The sequence below is a fragment of the Exiguobacterium sp. s161 genome, from assembly GCF_018619045.1.
Classification (GTDB): Bacteria; Bacillota; Bacilli; order Exiguobacteriales; family Exiguobacteriaceae; genus Exiguobacterium_A; species Exiguobacterium_A indicum.
This window is the reverse complement of record NZ_JACSNH010000007.1, coordinates 112,094-135,668: the sequence shown is the minus strand read 5'-3', so window position 1 is coordinate 135,668 and position 23,575 is coordinate 112,094. Positions and strand designations below refer to the sequence as shown.

At 48.2% G+C, this 23,575-nt stretch carries 23 protein-coding genes; 11 read left to right on the top strand and 12 right to left on the bottom strand.

Annotation, left to right across the window (positions count from 1 at the left end):
* The first annotated feature begins 193 nt into the window (after window positions 1–193).
* Both ypfJ and KNQ14_RS15070 read left to right on the top strand, forming a co-directional pair.
* On the top strand, window positions 194–1,036 hold the full coding sequence (ypfJ, locus tag KNQ14_RS15075; protein WP_214861600.1) for a KPN_02809 family neutral zinc metallopeptidase: 843 nt from the start codon (window positions 194–196) through the stop codon (window positions 1,034–1,036).
* Window positions 1,037–1,119: 83 nt separating this feature from the next.
* Window positions 1,120–1,287, top strand: coding sequence for a hypothetical protein (locus KNQ14_RS15070; protein WP_214861598.1), 168 nt, complete (start codon window positions 1,120–1,122; stop codon window positions 1,285–1,287).
* A gap of 55 nt (window positions 1,288–1,342) precedes the next feature.
* Here the strand turns inward: KNQ14_RS15070 and KNQ14_RS15065 are convergent, their stop codons facing one another.
* On the bottom strand, window positions 1,343–1,711 hold the full coding sequence (locus KNQ14_RS15065; RefSeq protein ID WP_214861596.1) for a nuclear transport factor 2 family protein: 369 nt from the start codon (window positions 1,709–1,711) through the stop codon (window positions 1,343–1,345).
* A gap of 22 nt (window positions 1,712–1,733) precedes the next feature.
* Window positions 1,734–2,216, bottom strand: a complete 483-nt coding sequence (locus tag KNQ14_RS15060) for an Rrf2 family transcriptional regulator (protein ID WP_214861594.1) — start codon at window positions 2,214–2,216, stop codon at window positions 1,734–1,736.
* 208 nt (window positions 2,217–2,424) lie between these two features.
* Here KNQ14_RS15060 and cydD point away from each other — a divergent pair, with 208 nt between their 5' ends.
* The 3 genes from cydD to KNQ14_RS15045 all read left to right on the top strand — a co-directional run bounded on the left by cydD (window position 2,425) and on the right by KNQ14_RS15045 (window position 6,624).
* Window positions 2,425–4,155 (top strand): thiol reductant ABC exporter subunit CydD, encoded by a 1,731-nt coding sequence (gene cydD / locus KNQ14_RS15055; protein WP_214748309.1) that lies wholly within the window; start codon window positions 2,425–2,427, stop codon window positions 4,153–4,155.
* Complete coding sequence (cydC, locus tag KNQ14_RS15050) at window positions 4,152–5,861, top strand: thiol reductant ABC exporter subunit CydC (protein WP_214861592.1); 1,710 nt, start codon at window positions 4,152–4,154, stop codon at window positions 5,859–5,861. Before cydD ends, cydC begins: the two co-directional genes overlap by 4 nt.
* A gap of 124 nt (window positions 5,862–5,985) precedes the next feature.
* Complete coding sequence (locus tag KNQ14_RS15045; protein ID WP_214861591.1) at window positions 5,986–6,624, top strand: cyclase; 639 nt, start codon at window positions 5,986–5,988, stop codon at window positions 6,622–6,624.
* A gap of 37 nt (window positions 6,625–6,661) precedes the next feature.
* Here KNQ14_RS15045 and kynB read toward each other — a convergent pair whose 3' ends face one another.
* Genes kynB through kynU form a run of 4 tightly spaced genes read right to left on the bottom strand, consistent with a single transcriptional unit; the run spans window position 6,662 to window position 10,829 of the window.
* A complete protein-coding gene (gene kynB, locus KNQ14_RS15040) occupies window positions 6,662–7,285 on the bottom strand; it encodes an arylformamidase (protein ID WP_214861589.1) in 624 nt (207 codons plus the stop codon).
* Between the two features lie 13 nt (window positions 7,286–7,298).
* Window positions 7,299–8,138 (bottom strand): tryptophan 2,3-dioxygenase, encoded by an 840-nt coding sequence (gene kynA, locus KNQ14_RS15035; protein ID WP_214861587.1) that lies wholly within the window; start codon window positions 8,136–8,138, stop codon window positions 7,299–7,301.
* Window positions 8,139–8,161: 23 nt separating this feature from the next.
* Complete coding sequence (locus KNQ14_RS15030; RefSeq protein WP_152995538.1) at window positions 8,162–9,541, bottom strand: amino acid permease; 1,380 nt, start codon at window positions 9,539–9,541, stop codon at window positions 8,162–8,164.
* Window positions 9,542–9,551: 10 nt separating this feature from the next.
* The gene (gene kynU, locus KNQ14_RS15025) at window positions 9,552–10,829 is read right to left on the bottom strand and encodes a kynureninase (protein WP_214861585.1); all 1,278 of its coding nucleotides are present in this window, start codon (window positions 10,827–10,829) and stop codon (window positions 9,552–9,554) included.
* A 108-nt stretch (window positions 10,830–10,937) separates the two neighbouring features.
* On the opposite strand from kynU, the gene KNQ14_RS15020 reads away from it, so the two are divergent.
* From KNQ14_RS15020 to KNQ14_RS15010, 3 genes are all read left to right on the top strand, one after another.
* Entirely contained in the window at window positions 10,938–11,567 is a 630-nt protein-coding gene (locus tag KNQ14_RS15020) for a TetR/AcrR family transcriptional regulator (protein ID WP_214861583.1), read from the top strand.
* A gap of 49 nt (window positions 11,568–11,616) precedes the next feature.
* On the top strand, window positions 11,617–12,069 hold the full coding sequence (locus KNQ14_RS15015) for a DUF4385 domain-containing protein (protein ID WP_056064504.1): 453 nt from the start codon (window positions 11,617–11,619) through the stop codon (window positions 12,067–12,069).
* A gap of 67 nt (window positions 12,070–12,136) precedes the next feature.
* A complete protein-coding gene (locus tag KNQ14_RS15010) occupies window positions 12,137–12,436 on the top strand; it encodes a hypothetical protein (protein ID WP_214861581.1) in 300 nt (99 codons plus the stop codon).
* Window positions 12,437–12,515: 79 nt separating this feature from the next.
* Here KNQ14_RS15010 and KNQ14_RS15005 read toward each other — a convergent pair whose 3' ends face one another.
* From KNQ14_RS15005 to KNQ14_RS14995, 3 genes are all read right to left on the bottom strand, one after another.
* Window positions 12,516–13,712: an MFS transporter gene (locus KNQ14_RS15005; RefSeq protein WP_214861579.1), complete on the bottom strand. Its 1,197-nt coding sequence runs from the start codon at window positions 13,710–13,712 to the stop codon at window positions 12,516–12,518.
* Between the two features lie 361 nt (window positions 13,713–14,073).
* Window positions 14,074–15,114 (bottom strand): acyltransferase family protein, encoded by a 1,041-nt coding sequence (locus KNQ14_RS15000; protein ID WP_371743360.1) that lies wholly within the window; start codon window positions 15,112–15,114, stop codon window positions 14,074–14,076.
* A 17-nt stretch (window positions 15,115–15,131) separates the two neighbouring features.
* A complete protein-coding gene (locus KNQ14_RS14995; protein WP_064300478.1) occupies window positions 15,132–16,904 on the bottom strand; it encodes a CDP-glycerol glycerophosphotransferase family protein in 1,773 nt (590 codons plus the stop codon).
* Between the two features lie 292 nt (window positions 16,905–17,196).
* On the opposite strand from KNQ14_RS14995, the gene KNQ14_RS14990 reads away from it, so the two are divergent.
* The 3 genes from KNQ14_RS14990 to KNQ14_RS14980 are packed head-to-tail and all read left to right on the top strand — an operon-like array spanning window position 17,197 to window position 20,166.
* Window positions 17,197–17,910 (top strand): IspD/TarI family cytidylyltransferase, encoded by a 714-nt coding sequence (locus KNQ14_RS14990; RefSeq protein WP_056064491.1) that lies wholly within the window; start codon window positions 17,197–17,199, stop codon window positions 17,908–17,910.
* A complete protein-coding gene (locus KNQ14_RS14985) occupies window positions 17,907–18,932 on the top strand; it encodes a ribitol-5-phosphate dehydrogenase (protein WP_064300479.1) in 1,026 nt (341 codons plus the stop codon). Before KNQ14_RS14990 ends, KNQ14_RS14985 begins: the two co-directional genes overlap by 4 nt.
* Before the next feature lie 31 nt (window positions 18,933–18,963).
* Complete coding sequence (locus KNQ14_RS14980; RefSeq protein WP_082874235.1) at window positions 18,964–20,166, top strand: CDP-glycerol glycerophosphotransferase family protein; 1,203 nt, start codon at window positions 18,964–18,966, stop codon at window positions 20,164–20,166.
* A 120-nt stretch (window positions 20,167–20,286) separates the two neighbouring features.
* Here the strand turns inward: KNQ14_RS14980 and KNQ14_RS14975 are convergent, their stop codons facing one another.
* The 3 genes from KNQ14_RS14975 to KNQ14_RS14965 form a co-directional block, all read right to left on the bottom strand.
* Window positions 20,287–20,844: a nitroreductase family protein gene (locus KNQ14_RS14975; RefSeq protein WP_214861577.1), complete on the bottom strand. Its 558-nt coding sequence runs from the start codon at window positions 20,842–20,844 to the stop codon at window positions 20,287–20,289.
* A 125-nt stretch (window positions 20,845–20,969) separates the two neighbouring features.
* Complete coding sequence (locus KNQ14_RS14970; RefSeq protein WP_214861576.1) at window positions 20,970–21,527, bottom strand: hypothetical protein; 558 nt, start codon at window positions 21,525–21,527, stop codon at window positions 20,970–20,972.
* A 345-nt stretch (window positions 21,528–21,872) separates the two neighbouring features.
* Window positions 21,873–23,564 (bottom strand): DHA2 family efflux MFS transporter permease subunit, encoded by a 1,692-nt coding sequence (locus KNQ14_RS14965; RefSeq protein ID WP_214748314.1) that lies wholly within the window; start codon window positions 23,562–23,564, stop codon window positions 21,873–21,875.
* Between the last annotated feature and the right edge of the window lie 11 nt (window positions 23,565–23,575).

Genomic DNA, 23,575 nt, shown 5'->3' with positions numbered 1-23,575 from the left:
GTCGTACCTCCTTTGCGTAGAAAAAATTGGATCCGAAAGATCGGTTCTGCTACTAATCTTCTCTACAGTAGAAGGATATTCCTAGAAAATGCATCAAATCAATAGACTTCTGTTTCATCCATGATGTCCTGAAGCGTTACGTATAAAAGCTTTTGGGTAAAGAACAATAACGAAACGGGTAGGAGGAAAGCGCATGAAATGGAAGGGAAGAGAACGGAGTTCGAACGTCGAGGACCGGCGGGGAATGAGTGGGAAAGGAATCGCCGGTATCGGCGGTGGTGTCGGGATCATCCTGCTGATCGTCATCACATTGATGGGTGGTAATCCAACTGAACTACTCGGAGACTTAACCGGTGGGGATCAGCAAAATACGACGTATGAGGAAACAGCGCAGGAAAAAGAAGCAGCGGACTTTGTCTCCGTCGTCTTGGCCGATACGGAACGAGTCTGGGCGAAAGAATTTAAAGAAGATGGTAAGACCTATAAAAAACCGACACTCGTCTTATATACGGATCAAGTTAGTTCGGCTTGCGGACAAGCAGGGAAGTCCGTCGGTCCCTTTTACTGTCCCGGTGATCAGAAATTATACATTGATTTAAGCTTTTATAATGAACTGCAGACGAAATACGGAGCACCGGGCGATTTTGCGATGGCCTATGTCATTGCGCATGAAGTCGGGCATCATGTCCAGACGTTACTCGGAAAATCGGATGAGATCATGCCACTTCGAAAGCAAATGAGTGAGGAGAAGTTCAATAAATACCTCGTTCGATTCGAGCTACAGGCAGATTATTATGCCGGCGTCTGGGCGCATCACGCGCAAGGAGAAAACTTGCTCGAAGAAGGCGATCTCGAAGAAGCGTTGACAGCAGCCAATGCTGTTGGGGACGATACGTTACAAGAGAAAGGACAAGGATATGTCGTACCGGAAAGTTTCACTCACGGCACATCGGCGCAACGAGAGCGTTGGTTCCAAAAAGGCTTTGATAACGGCACGATCGAAGGTGGAGACACATTCAAAGCGAAGAATCTATAAAACGAAGTAAAGACATACCTTTTGAAACATTTTCCAGTCGTTTCCGTAAAGAAGAGAGAAGGATTCAAAGGGGAGTGTTGAAGTTGAAGCACATCAGTCTATTTTTGTTGCTGTATACGGTTGTCGTCGTATTGACGTACATCGTGTCACGATTTGCGCCAAACTTGTTGGTCTACATGGTCTATATCGCGATTGCGTCGTTACTCGTCATCACGGGCTATTTATTGAAACGGCTTGTACTGAAACGTTAAATACCAAAAAGGGGCTGACTCACATGTCAGCCTCTTTCGCTATTTAAAAGCAATCTTATGAACGGAACATCGTCGGATCATCTGGAACGTTCTCCAGGTAAGCGATCCGTCCGTTTTCATTAAGACGTGCGATATCTTTTCCGTCTTGCGTGAAGACGCTACCGTCTGCCCGTTTTCCGCAAACTGCCCAGCGTGTTTCATATGTTCCTGGTGTTGTTTCTTCCCAGCCTGCGTACATGTGCTTAATGTCTTGATTCGCCGTAAACACATGACGGACGAACTGTTTCCAGGCGTCGATGCCGTGCTTTGGTTGTCCGTTCAGGACGAACGTGATGTCTGTCGTGAATAAGGAAACGAGATCCTCGAAAGCTTGTGCGTCTGTGCGTGACGCGTCGAATAAGTCGAAATAACGATTCAATACCATAGTAAAAACCTCTTTCTGTACATTAAAGTGTCATCATCCGGTCTGTGATTAACGCATGCAATCGTTCTAAATGCTCCGGTGGACAGGAGGCATCAATCGCTTGACGGATCGAGCCGATCGATTCGCGCTTCAACGTCGATTGCCACGCATCTTCTGCCTCTGTCATCAGATTCGAGAGCAGACCGATCTCCTGTTCCTGAATCCCCATCAAATCTTCAAAGACACCACTTGACGCGTACAATGTCTGTTTGCCCTCAATGGCTTGATAGACATCGAAGATTTGAATTTCTTCTGCCGGACGTCGCAAGCGAAAGCCCCCTTTGACACCAGGTACGGAATACAACAGATCCGCCTGAACGAGTTTTCGTAAGAGCTTTTGGAAATAGGTCGGTGAAGCACCAAGTTGCTGACTAATGAACTCACCGGACAAAACGGCGCGCTCCGGCAGGAAGGTTAAGAGCAACATCGCATAAACGGATTGCTCGACTCCTGTTTTCATTTGCATAGAAAGACTCCTTTCGTTAAACGTGGATAATGTATATCCATAATAGTTCGATAATGAAAAATTGTCGAATGATATGCTCTCACAAAACCGTCACACCTTTTCGACAGCATCTGCATGGCATCCCCGTTCCGGATTCGGTATACTAAATGTACGATATGTGAAAATATTCACTAAAAGTCGTTCACACTTTGTGAAAGGACGTTTGTATATGAATCCATTAAAAGGAATCGTCCAGATTCCACGTAATATTCTCATTCAATTCATCATTGCGGCTTTCTTAATGGGGGTCGCAGTCGTCGGTCAGTCATACGGCATCGTGTTGACGGTCGATCGCATTTTCCTAAAAGAACAACCGTTTGAAGCTGTCATTCCGTTACTGCTCGTCGTCCTCGGGATGTTATTGCTCCGAGTCGCCGTGACGTATTGGAACGGTCGTCTCGGTACGACGTTATCGGCACACATGAAGCAGGCACTCCGGGAAGCACTCGTCGCGAAATACACAGGTCGTTCGGTCGAGATGATGCTACAAGGGCAAGCGGGACAGAAGGTCAGTGTCTTGCTCGACGCTGTAGACGAGATGGACAGCTACTACAGTCAGTACTTGCCGAAAGTTGTCCAGACGACGATCGTTCCCTTGATGGTCTTGATCGCGGCATTCAGCTATGACTGGATCACCGGTCTCGTCATGATGATCACGGCACCGTTCATTCCGTTGTTCTACATCATCATCGGCATCATGACGCAAAAGCGGGCGGATGCTCAACTCGAGAAGATGACGGCATTCTCGGGAACGTTCCTTGATACGTTGCAGGGACTGACGACCTTGAAGTTATTTGGTCGTGCAAAACGACAACGTGACGTCATCGAAAAAAGCAGTCTTGATTTCCGAGATGCGACGTTAACGGTCTTGAAGCTCGCCTTCTTGTCGTCGTTGATGCTTGAGTTCATCTCGATGCTCAGCATGGGAATGATTGCACTTGAGGTCAGTCTGCGCTTGATTTTGTTCCAAAGCATCACCTTTATCCCAGCGTTCTTGATGCTCGTGTTGGCACCAGAATACTATCTTGCCTTAAAAGAGATGGGAGCTGCCTTCCATACGGGACGCGGTAGTGTCGCGGCAGCGAAACAGATCGCAGCCGAATTGACGGCAGACGATCGTCCTGTTGCCTTTGGGCAATCAGAACTTTCGATGAACCGTCCACCACGAATCGTCTTGGATGAAGTCGGCTTTACGTACCAAGAAGGACGTTTTGCCTTGCAAGATATCGGGCTTACGATTGAGCCGTATCAAAAGGTAGCGTTGATCGGTCGCAGTGGGGCCGGTAAATCGACCGTCTTGCAGTTGATTGCCGGACTCGCGGATCCACAAGAAGGACGGATTCTACTCGACGGAACCGAGCGCGGTCAGGTGGAGGAAACAAGCTGGTTTCGTCAGTTGAGCTACATTTCTCAACATCCGTATCTGTATGCCGGAACACTGGCAGAAAACATCGCGATTGGTGAGCTTCGTCAAGCGACGCCGGAAGAGATTTTCGAAGCGGCGCAGGCGGCAGGGCTCGAGGAGTTGATTGCGACGTTGCCTGAAGGGATCGACACGGTGATCGGAGAAGGTGGACGCGGTCTATCGGGTGGCGAAAAACAGCGTGTTGCGTTAGCACGAGCGTTCTTGAAACGCCCGAACGTCGTCGTCTTTGATGAACCGACGACTGGACTTGATGTCAAAACGGAGCGACTGCTCCAACAAGCGATTGAGCAACTCGGACAATCGGCAACGGTCATCACTGTCGCGCACCGTTTGCATACGATTGAACGATCGGATCAAATCGTCGTTCTCGACGGCGGACGAATCGTCGATCGTGGCACCCATGATGAATTGCTTGGTCGCGATTCGGAATATGCGCGGATGCGTAGCGTCCAGAGAGGGGAGGAAACACGATGAAGGAATTATTAGGAGTCTTTCGGTTGATGGTGCATCAAAAACGCGATATCGCCTGGTCGATCTTCTTCGGTGTCCTCGCCGGTGTGACAGCGGTCGGTTTATTCGCAGCAAGTGGTTACCTGATTTCAAAGGCAGCCTTGTTGCCACCGATCCAGACACTCGCCGTCTTGATCGCCCTGCAAAAAGTGTCGAGTCTGACGCGCGCCGTCAGTCGGTATGCGGAACGTTACTATTCGCACCGGGCGACGTTTACGATTCTTAGTGACATCCGAACGTCATTTTACCGTCGTCTCGAGCCGCTTGCGCCAGGGATTTTTGGTAAGTACCGCAGTGGTGACTTACTTGCGCGGATCGTCGGGGATGTTGAGAGTCTACAAAATACCTTCTTACGTGTCCTCTATCCACCTATCGTGTTACTGCTCGTTTTCTTCTGTACGATCTTTTTCGTCAGTTTTTTCTCATGGACGATTGCCGGGATTCTGTTGCTTGGTTTAATTCTGACCGGTTTCTTGATTCCGGGATGGTTCGCGTACCGTGAACAACGCTTCGCCCGTTCAGTCCGTGTTCGACGTGGTGACTTGTCGACAGAAGTGACAGAGTTATTCCAAGGCTATCGTGATTTGAAGATTTACCAACAACTCGACCAAAAGGAACAGGACTTGAATGCCGTCGCGAAACGGTATGTCGAGGAAGAGAAACGTAATGGTTTACACGCTGTCTCGAACCTGGCCTTGAATACGATGGTGACGTTGATCATCTCTTGGCTTGTCCTTGGTGTCGGTGCCTATCTCGTCGCAAGCGGACAACTCGAGGGAGTTTTCCTCGCTTTACTCGTCATGACATCGCTGACCGTCTTTGAAAATGCGGCACCGATGGCGATCTTACCCGGCTTTTTTGAAGACAGCCGGCATGCTGCGAAACGACTTGATGAAGTCGTGACCGAGCAAGAAGAGCCAACTTATGACACGTTTGTTCTCAATCAGGCACCATCCTTTGAAACGAACGCGTTGACGTTCACGTTCCCTGATGCACCGCGTCCGGTCTTACGTGACGTCACCGTCTCGATTCCTGCCGGCAAGAAGACGGCGATCGTCGGGGCGAGTGGTTCCGGGAAATCCACGTTACTGCAATTGATGTTACGGATGTATAAAGCGGACGGATTAACGATTGCTGGTCAAGATAGTCGGACGGTTGATCCGGAAGGACTCTGGCAGCACGCGAATGTCGTCCTGCAACAAAATCACTACTTTTATGGAACACTTCGTGATAATCTACTTCTCGCAAACGAAGCAGCGACGGATGAAGCGATGCGACAAGCACTCGATGATGTCGGATTAACGACATTCGAGTTGAGTGATCGTGTGTTTGAAAAAGGAGAGAACTTATCCGGAGGAGAAAAACAGCGGCTAGCGATTGCCCGCGTGCTCTTGCGAGAAGCATCGCTTTACTTGCTTGACGAACCGACGTCATCCGTTGATGCTTTGACGGAACAGATGATTCTCAAGCGACTGTTTGCGCGAGCAACGGATGCGACACTTGTCCTCGTCAGCCACCGCTTAGCGGGTCTTGAAGCGATGGATCAAATCATCGTCATGGATCAAGGACAAGTCATCGAAGTCGGAACGTATGCCGATTTGATGACACGACAAGGGGCGTTTTATGAGTTAAAACAAGTCGAGCAGTCGGTGTTTGCTCCGATTGGATAAAAAGTATGGAAGGCAATGAATCAAGTAAGGTTCATTGCCTTTTTTATTTAGCTTGGAAGAACTGAAAAGACATGACAGTCTACTTCTGAAATGGTAAAGTCTAGAAAAAACATAGGGGGATTTCATGCATATCAAACAATCATCCATCGTCGTCGATCAGACGACCGTTTCATATGATCATTTTCAAATGGGATCCAAACAGGTCTGCTTCTTGATTTCGGGAGCATCGTACGTATACGACCATCCATACTTTTACTACAGTCGAATGGCATTACTCGCGCGAGGCATCGATGTCATCTGCATTCACTATGTGACAGAAGAGCTATTTTCAATGTCAGACGCTGAATCAAATGCCTGCATGACGCGCCGAGTTGACGCTGTCGTCTCGGAAGTGCTTGCGACGCATCCATACGAAAACGTTCAGTTTATCGCAAAATCGTTAGGAACGATTCCGCTTGCCGCGTTACTTGCTAAGCCGAGTCTACAGACAGCACGCTTCGTTTTCTTAACACCCGTCCTAAATGAAGTGGTTGAACGAATCGCCACCTCGTCGCAAGTTGGACTGATCGTCATTGGCACGGCCGATAAGTTTTATGATGAGGCAGCACTTGAAACGTGTCGGACATCACAATTAATGATCGATGTTATCGAAGGAGCGAATCATTCACTCGATCAAGGATTTGAGGTCGATTCGTCACTTGCAGTTCTCGGACATGTCATTCGTCAGATCGAAGCCAGTCTATTCGAACCGCTACATCAGTAAAAAATCCGTCCAGCAGAGAGGCTGCTGGACGGATTTTTTAGTATGGACGAAGTAAGGCGCGAACGGGACTACCATCGCCGTCGACGAGCGGGAGCGGGACGGCATTCAAGTGGTAATCACCAGGCGTGATCGCATCGAGGACGAGTCCTTCGAGGATATGGATTCCATGCTGTGCCAGTGCGTGATGGGCTGCCATTTCCTTGCTATCAATCGCATCGACGCTTGGTAAGTCAAGACCAATCAGCGAAATCCCGAGTTCTCCGAGACGTTCAGCAAGACTTGGAGTCAAGACGGGAATCGTTTCTGGGAACGTTGATTTGTCGATCCAACCATCCGTTTTGATGATCAAGCGCTGGACGTCATTTAGCTCAAAGCCATCTAAATCAGCGGCTGTGATGTCTGTACGCCCTGGTAAGTAAATGACACGCGTATGTCCGATGTAGAGGTCTGGATCCAGGTCGATGATTTTTTGTCCAGCATCATCAAAATGAAACGGCGCGTCGACATGGGTACCGGTATGCAGACTCATCGTAACTTTGCCGACGTTAACGGAACCGGTGTCTGCCTTATTCCATGTCAATGTGGCTTCAAACGGTGTATCCCCCGGCCACGTCGTGACGTGACGATCAAGTGGTTGTGAAACATCAATCCATCGTGTCATCGTTTCATCCTCCTCATAATGTCGTGCGGACCGACCACAGTTCCGGGAAGAACCGGTGGTCGAGCACACGCCGTAGATAACTGACACCAGACGAACCGCCCGTTCCTGGCTTTTGTCCGATGATCCGTTCGACGGTACTCATATGGTTAAAGCGCCACATCTGTTGCTGGCTTCCGATATCGAGTAGTTTTTCACCGAGTTCATACAGATCCCAGTATTGCTCGACATCTCGATAGACGCTTGCCCAAGCGGCCTCGACACTTGCATTTGGCGTCCAGTCTTGCGTGACATCACGCTCAAGGACGGACTCGTCGATCGGTAGTCCATGACGCGCCATCGCGCGAATCGTTTCATCGTAGATGCTTGGTGTCTTCAAGTCTTCGAGCATCATCGGATAGAGTGTTTCATCATGTGCATAGACTTTTAGCATCTGCTCATTCTTGAAACCGAGCGCGAATTCGATTTGACGTTTTTGATACGACTGAAAACCGGACGAATGACCGAGCGCGTCACGGAATTCCAGATATTCGGCAGGGGTCAAGGTCGACAAGACATTCCACGACTGAATCAACTGGTGCTGAATCTTTGAAATCCGTGCGAGCATCTTAAACGATGATTCGAGATCATCGTTTGCGACCGCTTGCGTCGCTGCACGCATCTCATGCAGGATCAGCTTCATCCATAGCTCGCTCGTTTGATGAATGATGATGAACAGCATCTCATCATGATGCCCCGATAAGCGATGTTGACTCGTGAGCAATGGATCCAGTTGCAAATAATCCCCGTAGGACATATCTTTCTTAAAATCCGTTTGAATCGATGCTTCAATAGACGTAGGATCTGTCTTTGTCATTCCCGTTCATCCCCTTTATCAAGTTAATTCAGTTTTCGTTTTTCAGCGGTCTGTGGTTGTTCTGGATGCGCCCGTTTCCAGAAGAAATAGGCGATCGATAAGAACACTAACCACGGTACACCAAACTTCAAGACGATTTGGAAATCCGTGAACCATGTCGTTAGAACGAGTGCGAATAACAACAATGCACCGAGGGCCGTCAGATAGGGATAGCCCATCATCCGAACCGGTAACGTCCGTCCACCTTCACGTTCCCAGGCTTTACGGAAGTACAGATGGGAGATGAAAATCATGAACCATGTGAAAATCGCCCCGAACATCGAAATCCCCATCATGAATGGATAAGAGACGCTCGATTGACTGCTGATGATTGCTGCGAGAAAAATGCCGAGTGTCGATAAGGCGAGTGCGAAGAGCGGTACACCTTTTCGATTCAAGCGTCCAAATACTTTTGGCGCATACGTTGCCTTCGATAACGAATACATCATCCGTGTCGAAGCGTACAGTTGACTGTTCATCGCAGACAGCGCCGCTGTCAGGATGATGAAGTTCATGATACCGCCTGCATATGGAATCGATAGCATCTCCATTACTTTGACGAACGGACTTTGATCGACACCGCCTGCTTGTTGCCATGGGACGATCATCAACATCAAAGCAATCGTGACGACATAAAACGTCGAGAGGCGGAAGACCGTCGCTTTTAATGCTTTCGGTACAGCAACATCTGGATCCTTCGCTTCACCAGCAGTGACGGCAATCAATTCTGTTCCGAGGAAGCTGAACAGGGAGATGAAGATCGCGATCCAGAGACCTGAGAAGCCGAACGGCATGAATCCACCGTCATTTGTGAAGTTTTGAGGACCAATCTCAGGACTTGGACTACCGATGACCAAGTAGGCGCCAAGCAGGATGAATAGCAAGATGGCACTAATCTTAATAACCGAGAACCAGTATTCGAAGGTCGCGAACGTATTGACTGTCGTGGCATTGATGTAAATCAACGCGGCAGCAAATACGAGAATCCAGACGACCCCGGGAACGTCGGGGAACCAGTATTTCATATAGATAGCGATCGCACTGACCTCAACGCCGATCGCGAGAACGTTTGCGATCCAGTATGAATAGCGGACGAGAAAACCCGCATATGGACTAATGTATCGTTCGGCAATCGTACCGAACGAGCCAGATGTCGGATGGGCGACCGTCATTTCAGCGAGACAGCCCATTAAAAGTAGGACGATGAAAGCGCCGACTGCGTAACTGATCAGAACACTCGGTCCGGCAAGTCCGATCGCAAGCCCACTTCCGAGGAAAAGACCGGTACCGATCGCACAGCCCATTGCAATCATCGTGAGTTGGCGTGTCTTGAGTTCACGCCGTAGTTCAGTAGGTTGTTCCATGGTGTACTCCTTAAGCAACGACTTCGCGTTCATTCGCGAAACGTTCGTATTCTTTATCTTTCATGATTCGTTTAAGTGTCGCGACGACGTCATAGACATCGGTAAACGTATTGTAGAGCGCGACGGGTGCTAGACGGACGATGTTTGGTGCCCGGAAATCGGGAATGATCCGATTTTCCTTGAGTGCTTTACAGATCCGTGCTGCTTCCGGGTGCTCGAGGCTGAGATGCGCCCCGCGGCGTTTATCATCGATCGGATTTCCGATGACGAAACCGTACGATGTGAGTTCCTGCTCGACAAGGTCCATCATGTACTGCGTCAGCGCGAGTGATTTTGTCCGAACGGCTTCGATACCGACTTCGTCAAACATCTCTAATGCACCGATTTGTGGAGCAAGACTTAAGACGTGTGGTGTGCCGATTTGGAAGGCACCGGCATGCGCCGCCGGTGTCATCGTATGATCCATATCGAACTGCTTATCCTTCCGCGAACCAAACCAGCCCGTCAGACCAGGCAACGTTCCGAAATGACGTTCGTGAACGAATAATCCACCAACCGTTCCAGGACCGCCGTTCAAGTGCTTGTAATTACACCAGTAGGCAAAATCGACACCCCAGTCATGGAACGCGTGGGGAACGGCTCCGACGGAATGACAACCATCAAAACCAATCAGGATGCCACGGTCGTGTGCCGCCTTCGTCAAACGCTCCATGTCGAGAATTTGTCCGCTTCGGTAAAGCACAGCCGGCAAGACGATCAACGCGATATCATCCGTCATCGCGGCGATGATATCATCTTCCTCTAAAAAGCGACCATCCCGACTAGGTACTTGGATGAGGTGTGTCTCCGGATCCAGGCCACGTAAGCGAAGTTGGCTTTGAAGGGCATAGATGTCTGACGGGAACGTCAGCGCGTCCGCTAAAATCTTGTCTCGTCCTTCTGTTGGTTGAAAGAATGTTGCGACGAGTTGATGGAGATTGACGGTCGTCGAACCAGTGACCATGACTTCCTCTGCTTGTGCGCCGACGAGCGGAGCGTTGAGAGCAGCGAGACGTTCCGATAATTCGAACCAAGGATGACGTCCTTTCATCCAGCCATCGATTCCGAGTTCTTTCCAGTCTGATAGCGACTCGAGCAACGTCTTCTCGGCACGCTTCGACAATAAGCCGAGCGAGTTTCCGTCCATATAGATACTACCCGGTTGCAGATAAAACTCATCACGATAGGCAGCGAGTGCATCTTGCTCGTCCCGAGCAACAGCATCGGTCCGTTTTGCTTGCAGTGTCATACGTCATCCTCCTCAAATGAATGCTCAATCAATTTTGACAAAAGCGTAGCAAACAAATTGACATTGTGTCAATATTATCGAATAGAGAAAACAAAAGGAGTGAAGGACATGTCATCTTCTCAACCAGAAAAAATCGATAAACGTCATCTGCGCACAGTGCGGACACGCGAGAAACTGTTGAGTGCGGCACGTGACGTCTTCTTAGAACGAGGGTTTCAAACGGCAACGATTTCACAAGTGATTAAACAAGCGGGCGTCGGCTACGGAACAGCCTATGTCCATTTCGAAGGGAAAGATGAGCTGCTCGTCGTCCTGATGGAAGATGTCATGAGCCGCTTCCACGCGATCGCGGAACGAACATTCGAACCGACGACGCCGCTCGAGGCAAAGGAACGCATCGTGACGCAAGCGACGGATTTCTTGCGTCTCGCGGAAGAAGAACGAGCGATACTACGGATTGTCGAGCAAGCAATCGGCGTGTCTTACATCGTCCGTGCGAAATGGAAAGCGATTCGGGAACGGTTCATTGATCGGATCAGTCAGGATATCCAGTATGCGCAGGAGACAGGACTTGCGCGGCAGGATGTCGACTCGAAACTCGTCGCCCGTGGTTGGTTCTTTGCGAATGAGATGTATTTATTCGAAGTCGTCCGCGAAGAGGCGACAGCGACGATCGAAGAGATCGCGCACGTCTTAGCGACGATTTATACGCAAGGACTCTACCGGATCGAGGATTGATGAATGGACGGGAAGGGAACGTTTCGAAGTAGAAGGGAGCGTGACCGGGATGGCGTTTGATTACGATCTCGATTTCAAGACGACGGATTTTCGTAAGGAGCCGGAAAAGTACCGGGTTGGACGCGGGGAGCAAGGGGTCTTACTCGTCGAACCTTATAAAAGTGAGATTTTGCCGCACTGGCGTTTTAAGACACCGGACATCGCGAAGGAATCGTCTGAGAAAATTTATGAGATGTATTTAGCTTATAAAGAAGACGGAGACTTCGTCGGTATGGATATGGCGCGGAAGTTCATTCAGATGGGACATACGCGCGCACGACGTTACGCGAACTATAAGGGTGGGCGCAAATATAAAGATAAAGAGACCAAAGAATTGCATACACGTGAGATCGACGAAGAAAAAGCAAAATCTGCGGCCATCTTCCAAGAAAAATGGGATTTGATCCGGGCAGACGAAGAATATCTTGAACTCAAACGTGCGCATCAAAAGCAGTACGGATAAGTCATTTCAAAATAAAGGGAATCAATTCAAACCATGCGATACTGAAAAGAAAACGGGAGGTATCGGTATGAACCGTTGGTGGGTTCCGCTGTATCCGATTGGTCTGTTTTTACTGATTGATCACTTTTTCTATGATATTTCAGTGACGTGGCTCATCGTGCTTGGTGTCGTGAGCGTCCTTTTGAGTGTCCGTCCGAATGGACCATCCTTTTCTTCGTATCGTCCGTTAATGATTGGGACGCTTTTGATCGGCTGTGGTCTGATGCCGTGGTTGACGCTGGATTTTACAGGAGTCGTCTTCGTTTTCTTGTTAACAGAAATCGTTGCGAAACTGCTCGTGTCAAGAACAGAGGAACAATCCGTATGACGGACGAATATCGCTAAACGAAAAAGCCTCGACTGCTCTGTCCGACGGGATAGAGCAATCGAGGCTTTTTTTGATTCGTTTAAGAACTCTGTTCGACCTTGGCAATCAATCGTGCTTGACGTTTTTGCCAGATGAACGATCCGATGAACGTCACGACGAGGAAAATCAGACCGAGTGCAAACGGATAGAGAATGTTGACGTCATACAGGACACCTGCAAGCGTCGGTCCGAGTACGTTCCCGATACTCATATAGGCATTATTCATCCCCATGGCAAACCCTTGTTCATTTCCAGCAAGCTTTGAAATCATCGTATTCAAGACAGGACGTAAAATTGACGTCGCGAGGAAGATGACGAGGGTGATTGCAAAGAATCCACCGTAACTTGATGCCAATAACGATAAGAAGAAACCAAGTGCCGCGATGAACAGGAACAGATTCAAGACCTTTCCTTCTCCGAGACTACGTGACAGCTTATCGACGATGAAGATTTGAGCAATGACGCTGATGATACCGGTCGACGTCACCATGATGGCGATGTCTTTCGGTGAAGCGCCGAATTGGTCGTCAACGAATAGACCGAGTACTGATTCGTATGCCATGAGACCGAAGCTCATGACGAGTGTAATGATGAGCGGTACGAAGTACGGTTTCTTAAACGATGTTCCCAGTTTCTTAAGCATCGACCCTTCATCTGGTGCCATCGCTGTCGCATCGTGTTTTTCACTTTCTTGAAGTAACAGAACGCTGAATAAGACGGCTGCCCCCGAGACGATGGCTGAGACGAGTAGTGGCAATTTTAAGTCGTATTCGGCAAGGAATCCACCAATTCCAGGACCGATGACGATACCGAGTGACATCGCAGCTGAGACGTAACTGTTTCCTTTTGCGCGTTGATCCATCGTCGTGATGTCCGCGACGTAAGCAAAGATTGCTGGGATCAAGAGTGCAGCACCGGCACCGCCAATTGCGCGCGAGATGTAGAGAACCGTGACGGAGTTCGAGAAATAGAAGACGAACATCGAGAGCGTCAAGCCGATCAATCCGTAGATGATCATCTTGCGCCGACCGTATTGATCTGCCCATTTTCCAGCGATTGGCGACATGACGAGCTGTGCTCCGGCAAAGATCGCAATCATTAATCCAGCCGCTGTCCCGCCTTGTCCAATCGAGGCTAAGTAAGCGGGCAGAATCGGAATGATGATCCCGAAGCTCCCGACGGCAATAAACATGTTGATCATGAGGACCGTTAATTTTTTTCGTTGATCCGCGTGCAAGGGGACCCCTTCTTTCGACCCGCTTTCTGTAAGCGGTTATTTGATTTACCTTCATTATCTTAGATTCAAGCTAAAGGCCCTGTCAATGTAGACGAGTTGAGGATTCGAAAAAGGGGCTGACTCAAAAAAGAATGACGCGTCTTTTCACGCCCTTTCCTCAGGCGAGACACAAGCCAGTTTTCCTGCTTCATTCAAGCAGAAAAACGGGTCTTGTTTGTCTCTGACAGCGCAAGATGCGCTTTTCCTGTAGGAGTGGCGTGTGACGCGCCATTTTTTGTGTTACGAGATAAGGGTGGCAGATTTTTATTCTGCCACCCTTATCTTTGTAGAGACTGACTTTTGAGTCAGCCCCGGTTCAGATTTATTGGTCTTTTTTTAATAACCATTTAATGTTCGGTGATAGCAACGGTCGGAAGATCGTCACGACGGGTCGACTCGAGAGCAACCAGACGAATCCGGTAGCGAGCAAGAAGGACAGTCCGATCAGTAACAAGGGCGACTCCGTAATGGCTGGTGGAACCGAATCACGGAACAAACGGACGATGAACGAGTGAATCAAGTAAATCGCAAGCGTCTGGATGCCGATCTGGTCGAATCGATCTCCGAATGACCGGTGTGGCACGAGCAACAAGACCGAGAAAATCATGATCGTACTGACAGCATAGAGGAACAATTGAATCGCTGCTCCCTTCAGAAGCGAGACTTCAAATTCCCCGTAGGTGTCGCGGTAGAAGAGCCAGACCGTATCAAATCCGTTTTTCGTCCAGACAATCATGAAGACGGCAATCAAGAGTGAGACGATTAGTCCAATCAGTCGACCGATCGGTGCCGTCATCTGCTTTCGCCAGCCAGCGTCTGTCAACCAACCACGCTCTTTGACGAGGTAACCCATCAAGAAGAACGGATAAAAACTGACGACTTTTTGTAACGACAGGAAGTTCGTGATCGAGTCTGGATTGGCATTGATCAACAAGGCAAATAAGACACTGACGATCAGCGGGAAACGCATCACCTGGAATGCCGGGGTGACGGTTTGCCAAATGATGATCCCGAGCAGATACCAAAGCGTCCAATTCGGAACGAGCGGATGGAGTAACCCATCGAGCATCTCACGTAAGGAATCATCCTGCGTGTAGGACAAATAGATTTCGTGAATCGATTGCCAGATGAAATACAGGGCAACGAATGCGAGGATGCGTTGAGGTCGAACTTGTTTGAAAAAGTAGCCACTCATGAAGATGAAGGCGGGCATGTGCAACAAGTAAATGACGTTATACGCCATCCTCACACTATCGTTTCCCGGTAAATCTCGAAACGTCTCGATCAAATGACCGAAGACGACCATGAAGATGAGTAAGACCTTATAGTTCCCAAGCCAATGATCGTACGTTGGCGTGGTCACTGTTTTGATGGGGCGATTCATTTTTTCTCACCCAGCAGGATTTGATCAACGAACCGGGCACTCGATTTCCCGTCCTGATGTTCAAAGAAATATTCTGCGAATGCTTTGACATTATGCATTTCGAAGTCTTTGTTTTTAATCCGTTCAATTAACTCTTCTGATGTCTTGACGATTGGACCCGGAACGAATTCCTCGAAGTCGTAATAGAAATCACGTTTTGAGATATAGTCCTCAAGGTCATACGCGAAGAACAACATCGGTCGATTCAAGAGGGAAAACTCGAAACACGTCGATGAGTAATCCGTGATCAAGATGTCTGAGACGAACAGCAACTCATTGATTTCACGATGATCCGTCAAATCGAGGAAGAAGTCAGCGTAGACTTCTGGAATCTCCATCCGGCGGCGGATGAATGGATGCAGTTTAAGGACGAAGACGTACTCCTCATGAAGTGCTTCGTACAGCGCATCAAGATCGAGTTGATCAAAATCATAATAGGCACTCTTCGCACCATTTCCTCGGAACGTCGGCGCGAACATGATGACTTTCTTTTGTTTGAAGATGGGATATTCCTCATAGATACGTGCTTTCGCTTCCTCGATGAACGGTTGATCGAAGAACATATCCGTCCGTGGAATACCGGTCGCGATGACTTGATCTTCCCGTAACCCGAAGCCTTCAGCATAATGACGGGCGACATTATGGGAGCTGACGATGGCTTTCGTATAGTTCCGGTGACTAAGCGAGTTCGCGCTTGGACCACCTGGTTTTCCGAGACGGCTGTACCCGAATGTCTTGAAGGCGCCAACGGCATGCCAGACTTGAACCAAATCACTGCCTTTACGAATGTTCAACGGATAGATCATCGGATAGAAGTCATCGACAAGAATCGTCTTTGCTGTCGCTAAATGGTATGGCAAGGCAAACTTGTCACGCCAATCACGACGAGACTGGAGATTCGGTTTGAAGAAGGTCTTCACATCGAGATCGAGATCGCGACGCTTGACTTCATCCAAGATATAAGCAAAGTTCCCACTGATATCACTCCGTGAATCCGAAGCGAGGATGACTTTGTTCTCTTGGATCGGTTGCGTCCATTTCGTGACGTTATAAATCGCCTTGAATGTGAAACGACGGAACTTGAACGCGCGCTTCTTCATGTTCTTCTTCCACTTCTTATAGCGATCGATGACTTGGATTAGACGTTTCGATTCGCCTTTCTTCAGGGAATGGAAACCTAAAGAGTTGCTGTATTCCGAATACTGCACGACAAGTTCATATTCGAGTAAGATCAAGGCGTTACTATGTTTTGTATCGACGCGGTAAGCGACCGGGATTAACGAACGCGTGTCACCAAAAGGCGCTTCATGTAAGATCGTCTTTCCTTGGACGATGGCGAAGAACGCATCAAAATAGCCCATCGGCAATGGACGACCGGTCGGCGTGATATGATTCAGGTTCAATTCGCCTGTAAAGGACTCTTCCGTCCAGTCACCTTCGAATGGAAAGCGGCAAATGAACGTCCGTTTGTTTCGTTTATTACGGAAGACGATGGCACGTTCAAGCGGTACCAATGCTTCAGTAGGTTCAGACTGAATATACTCATCGTCATGTTCCTCAAGTTCAGGTTGCTGTTGCGATGTAGGATTTTCAAATAACGTTTGTTCGGCACGCAAAAAATCAGCCAATCCACTTAAACGTGCTTCGAAACGAAACGTCGTTCCAGCTAATTCCAAGTAGGTGACCTCAGCATGTAAAGTAGGGGTCAGTGTCTCTTCTATCAAAACCATCTCTCCTCGCTCGAATAATTACAATGCATTTACACAATCATGATAGATTTTTAAATTTTACGTGAACATAGTATAGTGAAACTAGAAATCACCACTCATTATATCGTGAGACATTAAAATTAATAGGGATTTCTTTATTTTTTTGTGTTTTTGTAAAATAACACTTCAACACAGACTGCACGATTACACATACCCTGAACGCTAGGGAAAGAAAACCGAAATTCGATTATTTCATAAGGGAGGGAAGCAGGTCGTCTCGTTTGAAAGAGTCAACGAGACACTGCGCCAGAAGATGATTTATGCAGCCATTTTAGCTGGAGGAAAAGGAACACGGATGGGGAATGTCGATCGACCGAAACAATTCTTATCGATCGGAGAACGTCCAATCATCGTCCATACAGTAGAGAAATTCCTATTACATGAGGATTTTGACCGCATCATCATCGTCACACCGACTGCTTGGATTAACTATACGCGCGATATTTTGGAGAAATACATCGGAAAAGATGAACGCCTCGTCATTACACCGGGTGGACAGGATCGAAATGAATCGATCATGGCAGCGGTGAACTGGATCGAAGAGAAAAACGGTCTGTCTGAGGAAGATATCATCGTCACACACGACGCTGTCCGTCCGTTCTTGACGCACCGCATCATTAAAGAAAACATTGAAGCAGCACAAGAATTCGGTTCATGCGACACAGTCATTTCAGCAATCGATACGATCGTCGCGTCAACGAACGGTAAAACGATCACAGATATTCCGGTTCGTGATCAAATGTATCAAGGGCAGACACCACAAAGTTTCCAGATCACGAAGTTGAAATCGCATTATGAGTCGCTTTCAACGGAAGAACGAGCGATTTTGACGGATGCGTGTAAGATTCTTCTTCTGAAAGGGGAAGATGTCGCGCTCGTCACAGGGGAACTGTTCAACATTAAAGTGACGACACCATACGACCTACGGATTGCGAATGCTATCTTGAAGGAGCGGATTCATCAATGATTAACCAAGTCTATCAACTCGTCGCCCCGCGTCAAATCGAAGTGACATATGATGAACGGTCATTGAATACCGATCGGGTTGTCGTGCGTCCGACGTATTTGTCGATTTGTCACGCGGATCAACGCTACTTCACGGGTAGCCGTAGTGCGGAAGTATTGGCGAAAAAATTACCGATGGCCATGATTCATGAAGGCATCGGAAAAGTCGTACATGATCCGAGTGGAACATTCAAGAAGGGAACACTCGTCGCGATGGTTCCGAATACACCGACGGAAGAAGATGACATCATCGGTGAAAACTATTTGCGAACGAGTCGTTTCCGTTCGAGTGGATACGATGGCTATATGCAAGACTATGTGTTCTTAAAAGCAGATCGTCTTGTCGAAGTACCGGCTGATCTTGACCCTGAAGTCGCGGCATTCACTGAACTCGTCAGTGTATCGGTCCATGCCTTGACTCGTTTCGAAAAGATTGCCCATCCGCGTCGGGAGACGTTCGGAGTGTGGGGTGACGGGAATCTTGGCTTCATCACAGCACTCTTGCTACGTAAGTTGTATCCGGAAGCGAAATTACTCGTCTTTGGCAAAACACAGTCGAAGCTTGATTATTTCTCGTTTGCAGACGAGACGTACCACATCGACCAGATTCCAGCCGATGTCTCCTTCAACCACGGTTTCGAATGTGTCGGGGGAATTGGCAGTCAATATGCGATCAATCAGATGATCGACTACATCATTCCGGAAGGCACGATGGCGTTACTTGGCGTATCAGAGGATGCCGTCGCGATCAACACACGGATGATTCTTGAAAAAGGACTTCGTGTCTACGGATCAAGTCGGAGTACACCGGCTGATTTCGCACGGACGATGGAATTGTATCAAGCACATCCTGATATTCCAGCTTATTTATCGAATCTGGTTTCAGGCGTATTCCAAATCCGACAAATCGAAGATATTCATAAAGCGTTTGAAAACGATTTGACGAACCGGTTCGGAAAGACGGTCATGGAATGGTGCATGTAACGATGCGCATTGAAAAAGAGGAGAATCGTCTATGAAACAAAAAATTCGGTTATTGCAACGACGGACGGTCCACTACTTGCTTGCTATGACGTACTGGTTGACGAAACGGCTACCGATTCAACCGAAAAAAGTCGTCTTTGCGACGTATCGTTCCGATCGTCTTGTCGATAACTTTCGTGCCGTCTACGATGAACTCGAACGACGCGACTTAGGGTATGAATACGTTTTTTTGTTAAAGCGATTCCCTCAATCGTTGGCGGGACAAATTCAATACGTCTTTCATATGATGCGAGCGACGTACGAGTTAGCGACTGCTCGTTACTTCATCATTGATGATTATTATTACCCTGTATATGTGTCGTCCTTACGGGAAGGGACAGAAGTCATTCAGCTATGGCATGCTTGCGGAGCCTTTAAAAAGTTCGGCTATAGTGTGCTTGATAAATCCTATTCACCGGATGATGATTATTTGAAGATGGTCCAGATTCACCGGAACTATAGCAAGGTCTATGTTTCCGGTGAAGCATGTATCGCACCATATGCGGATGCTTTCGGAATGGAGCAGAAACGGATCTATCCATTAGGGGTTCCACGGACGGATCAGCTACTGAACACAGCACGCCAAGCCCGTGTTCGAGAAAAGTTGTATGACCGATATCCAGAATGGCGCAAGAAACGAATCATCTTACTCGCGCCGACGTTCCGAGGAAATGGACAGACAACGGCACATTACGATCAAGAGCTCGATTTTGAGAAGTTCCGTCGTGAGCTTGGACCGGATACAGTCCTCTTGCTTCGCATGCACCCGTTTGTTCTCAATCCACCAGTCGTACCGGATGCGTATGCGGATCAAATCATTAACATGACAGACTACCCGGACATCAATGATCTAATGCAGATTGCGGATATTCTGATTACGGATTATTCGTCTGTCATCTTCGAGTTTGCCTTGTTGCAGAAGCCGATGATTTTTCTCGTCAACGATCTGCAGTCGTATAAAGCAGAACGCGATTTCTACTTCCCATATGAAACGTTCGTACCGGGACCCATCGTGTCGACGTTCGAAGACGTCATTGCTTGGATTAAACGTGGGCAATTCGATACACAGAAGATCGAGACATTTGCGAATCAGTTCTTTACGTATCAGGACGGAGAAGCGACCAAACGAATCGTCGACCATATGTTATATGACACGATTCCAGAGGCGCCTGTCTATACGAAAACACCAGTGTGAATACAGAAAAACGTTCCGATTGCGTCTCCGTTTGGGGAGAGAGACGTCATCGGAACGTTTTTATTTTTGAATTGGGGCTTGATTGGCGCGAGCAGGGGTAGCTCGCAGAATGCGCACCTCTTAAAAGTGCGTCAACTTGTCCTTTGCGGACGTTCTCGGTTTGACAGGTGGAACGATGGCAGGCCAGCCGATTTGAATGACGCCGAGAACGCGTTCGTTTTCAGAAGCGTCAACGAGTGAGGCATACTCTGGTGTGAACCAGTGTTTTCCGCTCTTCCAGCAACACCCAAGACCTCGTTCTGTTGCTACCAACTGCAGATTTTGAATCATCGCAGCTGTTGCAAGTGTATCCTCTAGCTGTTGATCCGGTGTCCCTTGTACCTGACAAAGTACCGTTAAATAAACCGGGACTTCCCGTAATTTTTGTTCAGCCTGTTGACGTTGTTCAGACGTTTTCGTCTCGAATTGACCACGCGCTGTCAGTAATTCCATCAAGGCATCGACATACCGTGTTTGTCCGTCTTCGATTGCGAGAACAAAGCGCCAAGGCTCTCGTAATTTATGATTCGGGGCATAAATCGCCGTGTCGAGTAATGCTTCTACCAATTCGATCGGAACGGGTTGTTCCGTATAAGACCGGATCGACCGGCGTGTTTCAATCACTTGTTGGGCATGCATCCGTTTCATCTCCTCACTGAGTACTTTTTCACTATAAATGATAACGATTATCATTGTCAACGTTATTTGTCAGAAAACAAAAAAAGACGATTCCCGTGAGGAAATCATCTTTCGTTGCATTCGGATTAAGAGGCTTTTCGTTCCTCGTCTTGATCTTGAGCAACAGTCGTTAGCTTCTTTTTCATAAGACGAATCCGGTATAGGGCAAATAGATAATGGGCGAAATAAATCGTAAAACCAAGGAAAATCGTTAATGCTACATGAATTTGAACGCCAGGAACAGCATGAAGCTGAATGAAGAGCAAGACAGCCATTGCCATCGTATAAAGCACCATTTCCACCGATTGTGGCATGACGCGTTGACGTTTTAAGAAAAAGGAACGCATGAGTGGCAGGACGACGAGACTGACGAGACGATCAACCAGTCCGATGACGAGCACGCTGATCACCATTGCTAAACCATTTTCAAAAGCGATTAACCGTGGGAAGACAAGATAGGAGACGAGTAATAGTGGTCCAACTAATAAAAAGATTGAAATCGAGGCACGTGCGAATACGAAGAGCCCGTTGACACTTGTTAAAAAGGCACGAACGATCTTTTGTGACCAAGGGGATGGTCGACCAACTTGCCAAGCAAAACAACAAGCAAAGATGAACGCATAAAATTGCAGAAAGGCAACCATAAAGCATCTCCTTTAGATATGAAACTCATTGTCCCTAGTGTATCGATTTTAAGGCTGAAGTGCAAAGAAGAACTTTTCGTAAAGTATAAGAAAAGAGGCTGACTCAAAAAAGAATGACGCGTCTTTTCACGCCCTTTCCTCAGGCGAGACACAAGCCAGTTTTCCTGCTTCGTTGAAGCAGGAAAGCGGGTCTTGTTCGTCTCTGACAGCGCATAAATGCGCTCTCTCCTGTAGGAGTGGCGTGTGACGCGTCATTCTTTTTGTTACGAGATAAGGGCGGCAGATCATCATTCTGTCACCCTTATCTTTGTGGAAACTGACTTTTGAGTCAGCCCCTTTCGTCAATCAATCTAGATTCGGTTCTTTTTTTCCGTGCAAGAAGAAGGACAGAATCAGTGCAAGCGCAGATAAGACGGTCGCAATCCAGAACGCATCGGTGATCCCTTGGATCGTCGCTTGTTTCGTCAGCATCGTAAACCAACTCGTTGAAGCGGCTTGGGAGCTACCCAGCTGTTGACCAAGATCGTTTAAATGTTGCGAAAGCGTCGGGTCGAGCGTCGTGAACTGATTCGCATCGTCTGCCAAGTGAGCCGTCGTTTGACGGGTCATGACGGTGACGAGAATTGCCGTTCCGATGGAGCCGGCGACTTGACGAAGTGTGTTTTGGGTCGCGTTTCCGTGTGGGATCATCTTCATCGGTAAAGCGTTCATACCGGCAGTCATGATCGGCATCATGATGAATGCCATACCGAATGACCGAAGCATGTAGATGCCCATGATGGAATAATACGACGTATCCATGTTTAATTGCGTCAATTCCCATGTCCCGTACGTCATCAACGTCAAACCGAAGATAGCGAGCGGTCGAATACCGAAGCGGTCAAATAAACGACCGGCAATCGGTCCGGTGATTCCCATGATTAGTGATCCGGGCAAAAGGAGAAGACCTGAATCGACCGGTGAAAAACCGCGAATGCTTTGAAGGTAAATCGGTAAAAGCAACATCCCGCCGAACAAGGCCATCGTGACGATGACATTGATGAAGAGGGTGAACGAAAATTCCGGAACCTTTAACACACGAATATTCAACATCGGATCTTCCATCGACAGCTCACGCATTGCAAAAGCAGCAATTCCAATTAAGCCGATGACGATCGTGCTGATGACGATTGGGCTATCCCAGCCGTCATTCCCGGCTTCACTGAATCCGTAAAGGAGACTCCCGAATCCGATCGTACTAAATAAGACGCCCAGTGCGTCGAAAGAAGGTTTCGAGAGTGGCTGCGTCAGGCGGAACCAGGCTGTACCGAGTAACAACGTCACTAATCCAAAGAACGACATCGCATAAAACATGACGTGCCAGTCATAGTTTTGGATGACATATCCCGTGATCGTAGGTCCGACAGCTGGAGCCAGAATCATCGCGATTCCGAGCATTCCCATGGCAGCACCGCGCTTATGCGGTGGGAACAATGTCATGAAGACGTTTGATCCGAGTGGCATCAAGATACCAGCACCCGCAGCCTGAACGACACGACCGATCATCATGACCGGGAAGTTCATTGCCATCGAACAGATGACCGATCCGAAGAAAAACAGTGTCATCGAAGCGAGGAACAATTGACGGAACGTGTAGCTTCGCATCAAAAAGGCACTGATCGGAATCAAAATCCCGTTGACGAGCATGAAGCCCGTCGTCAACCATTGGGCAGTGGATGTCGACACGTTAAAGTCATTGATCAGAACCGGTAACGCGACATTGATCAACGTTTGGTTCAAAATAGCAATGAACATACCGATGAGTAAGACCGTCAGTACTTTCGGAATACTGACGTTTTCAGTCGATACCTGTTTAGAAGGTGCTGCGACTGGTGGTGTCACGGTCATCGTCGGTTCCGCCTCGAGGGATTCCTCAAGAGTCGGTCCGTCAGTCGCCAGTGCCATGTCGGATGGGCGACTTCGACGGGCAATCCAGTTGACGCCGATGATGATCAGAATCGTGAACGCACTGTATCCGAACAAGAAGGTAGTAGACATGAACGTCCCTC

What these genes read in the sequence shown, in the direction of transcription:
- KNQ14_RS14975 (WP_214861577.1), bottom strand. Translation starts at nt 20,844, where the DNA reads ATGCATGCCCAACAAGTGATTGAAACACGCCGGTCGATCCGGTCTTAT.
- KNQ14_RS14995 (WP_064300478.1), bottom strand. Translation starts at nt 16,904, where the DNA reads ATGGTTTTGATAGAAGAGACACTGACCCCTACTTTACATGCTGAGGTC.
- KNQ14_RS15060 (WP_214861594.1), bottom strand. Translation starts at nt 2,216, where the DNA reads ATGCAAATGAAAACAGGAGTCGAGCAATCCGTTTATGCGATGTTGCTC.
- KNQ14_RS14980 (WP_082874235.1), top strand. Translation starts at nt 18,964, where the DNA reads ATGAAACAAAAAATTCGGTTATTGCAACGACGGACGGTCCACTACTTG.
- KNQ14_RS15065 (WP_214861596.1), bottom strand. Translation starts at nt 1,711, where the DNA reads ATGGTATTGAATCGTTATTTCGACTTATTCGACGCGTCACGCACAGAC.
- cydC (WP_214861592.1), top strand. Translation starts at nt 4,152, where the DNA reads ATGAAGGAATTATTAGGAGTCTTTCGGTTGATGGTGCATCAAAAACGC.
- ypfJ (WP_214861600.1), top strand. Translation starts at nt 194, where the DNA reads ATGAAATGGAAGGGAAGAGAACGGAGTTCGAACGTCGAGGACCGGCGG.
- KNQ14_RS15020 (WP_214861583.1), top strand. Translation starts at nt 10,938, where the DNA reads ATGTCATCTTCTCAACCAGAAAAAATCGATAAACGTCATCTGCGCACA.
- KNQ14_RS15010 (WP_214861581.1), top strand. Translation starts at nt 12,137, where the DNA reads ATGAACCGTTGGTGGGTTCCGCTGTATCCGATTGGTCTGTTTTTACTG.
- cydD (WP_214748309.1), top strand. Translation starts at nt 2,425, where the DNA reads ATGAATCCATTAAAAGGAATCGTCCAGATTCCACGTAATATTCTCATT.
- KNQ14_RS14990 (WP_056064491.1), top strand. Translation starts at nt 17,197, where the DNA reads ATGATTTATGCAGCCATTTTAGCTGGAGGAAAAGGAACACGGATGGGG.
- KNQ14_RS15015 (WP_056064504.1), top strand. Translation starts at nt 11,617, where the DNA reads ATGGCGTTTGATTACGATCTCGATTTCAAGACGACGGATTTTCGTAAG.
- KNQ14_RS14965 (WP_214748314.1), bottom strand. Translation starts at nt 23,564, where the DNA reads ATGTCTACTACCTTCTTGTTCGGATACAGTGCGTTCACGATTCTGATC.
- kynB (WP_214861589.1), bottom strand. Translation starts at nt 7,285, where the DNA reads ATGACACGATGGATTGATGTTTCACAACCACTTGATCGTCACGTCACG.
- KNQ14_RS15045 (WP_214861591.1), top strand. Translation starts at nt 5,986, where the DNA reads ATGCATATCAAACAATCATCCATCGTCGTCGATCAGACGACCGTTTCA.
- KNQ14_RS14970 (WP_214861576.1), bottom strand. Translation starts at nt 21,527, where the DNA reads ATGGTTGCCTTTCTGCAATTTTATGCGTTCATCTTTGCTTGTTGTTTT.
- kynU (WP_214861585.1), bottom strand. Translation starts at nt 10,829, where the DNA reads ATGACACTGCAAGCAAAACGGACCGATGCTGTTGCTCGGGACGAGCAA.
- kynA (WP_214861587.1), bottom strand. Translation starts at nt 8,138, where the DNA reads ATGACAAAGACAGATCCTACGTCTATTGAAGCATCGATTCAAACGGAT.
- KNQ14_RS15030 (WP_152995538.1), bottom strand. Translation starts at nt 9,541, where the DNA reads ATGGAACAACCTACTGAACTACGGCGTGAACTCAAGACACGCCAACTC.
- KNQ14_RS14985 (WP_064300479.1), top strand. Translation starts at nt 17,907, where the DNA reads ATGATTAACCAAGTCTATCAACTCGTCGCCCCGCGTCAAATCGAAGTG.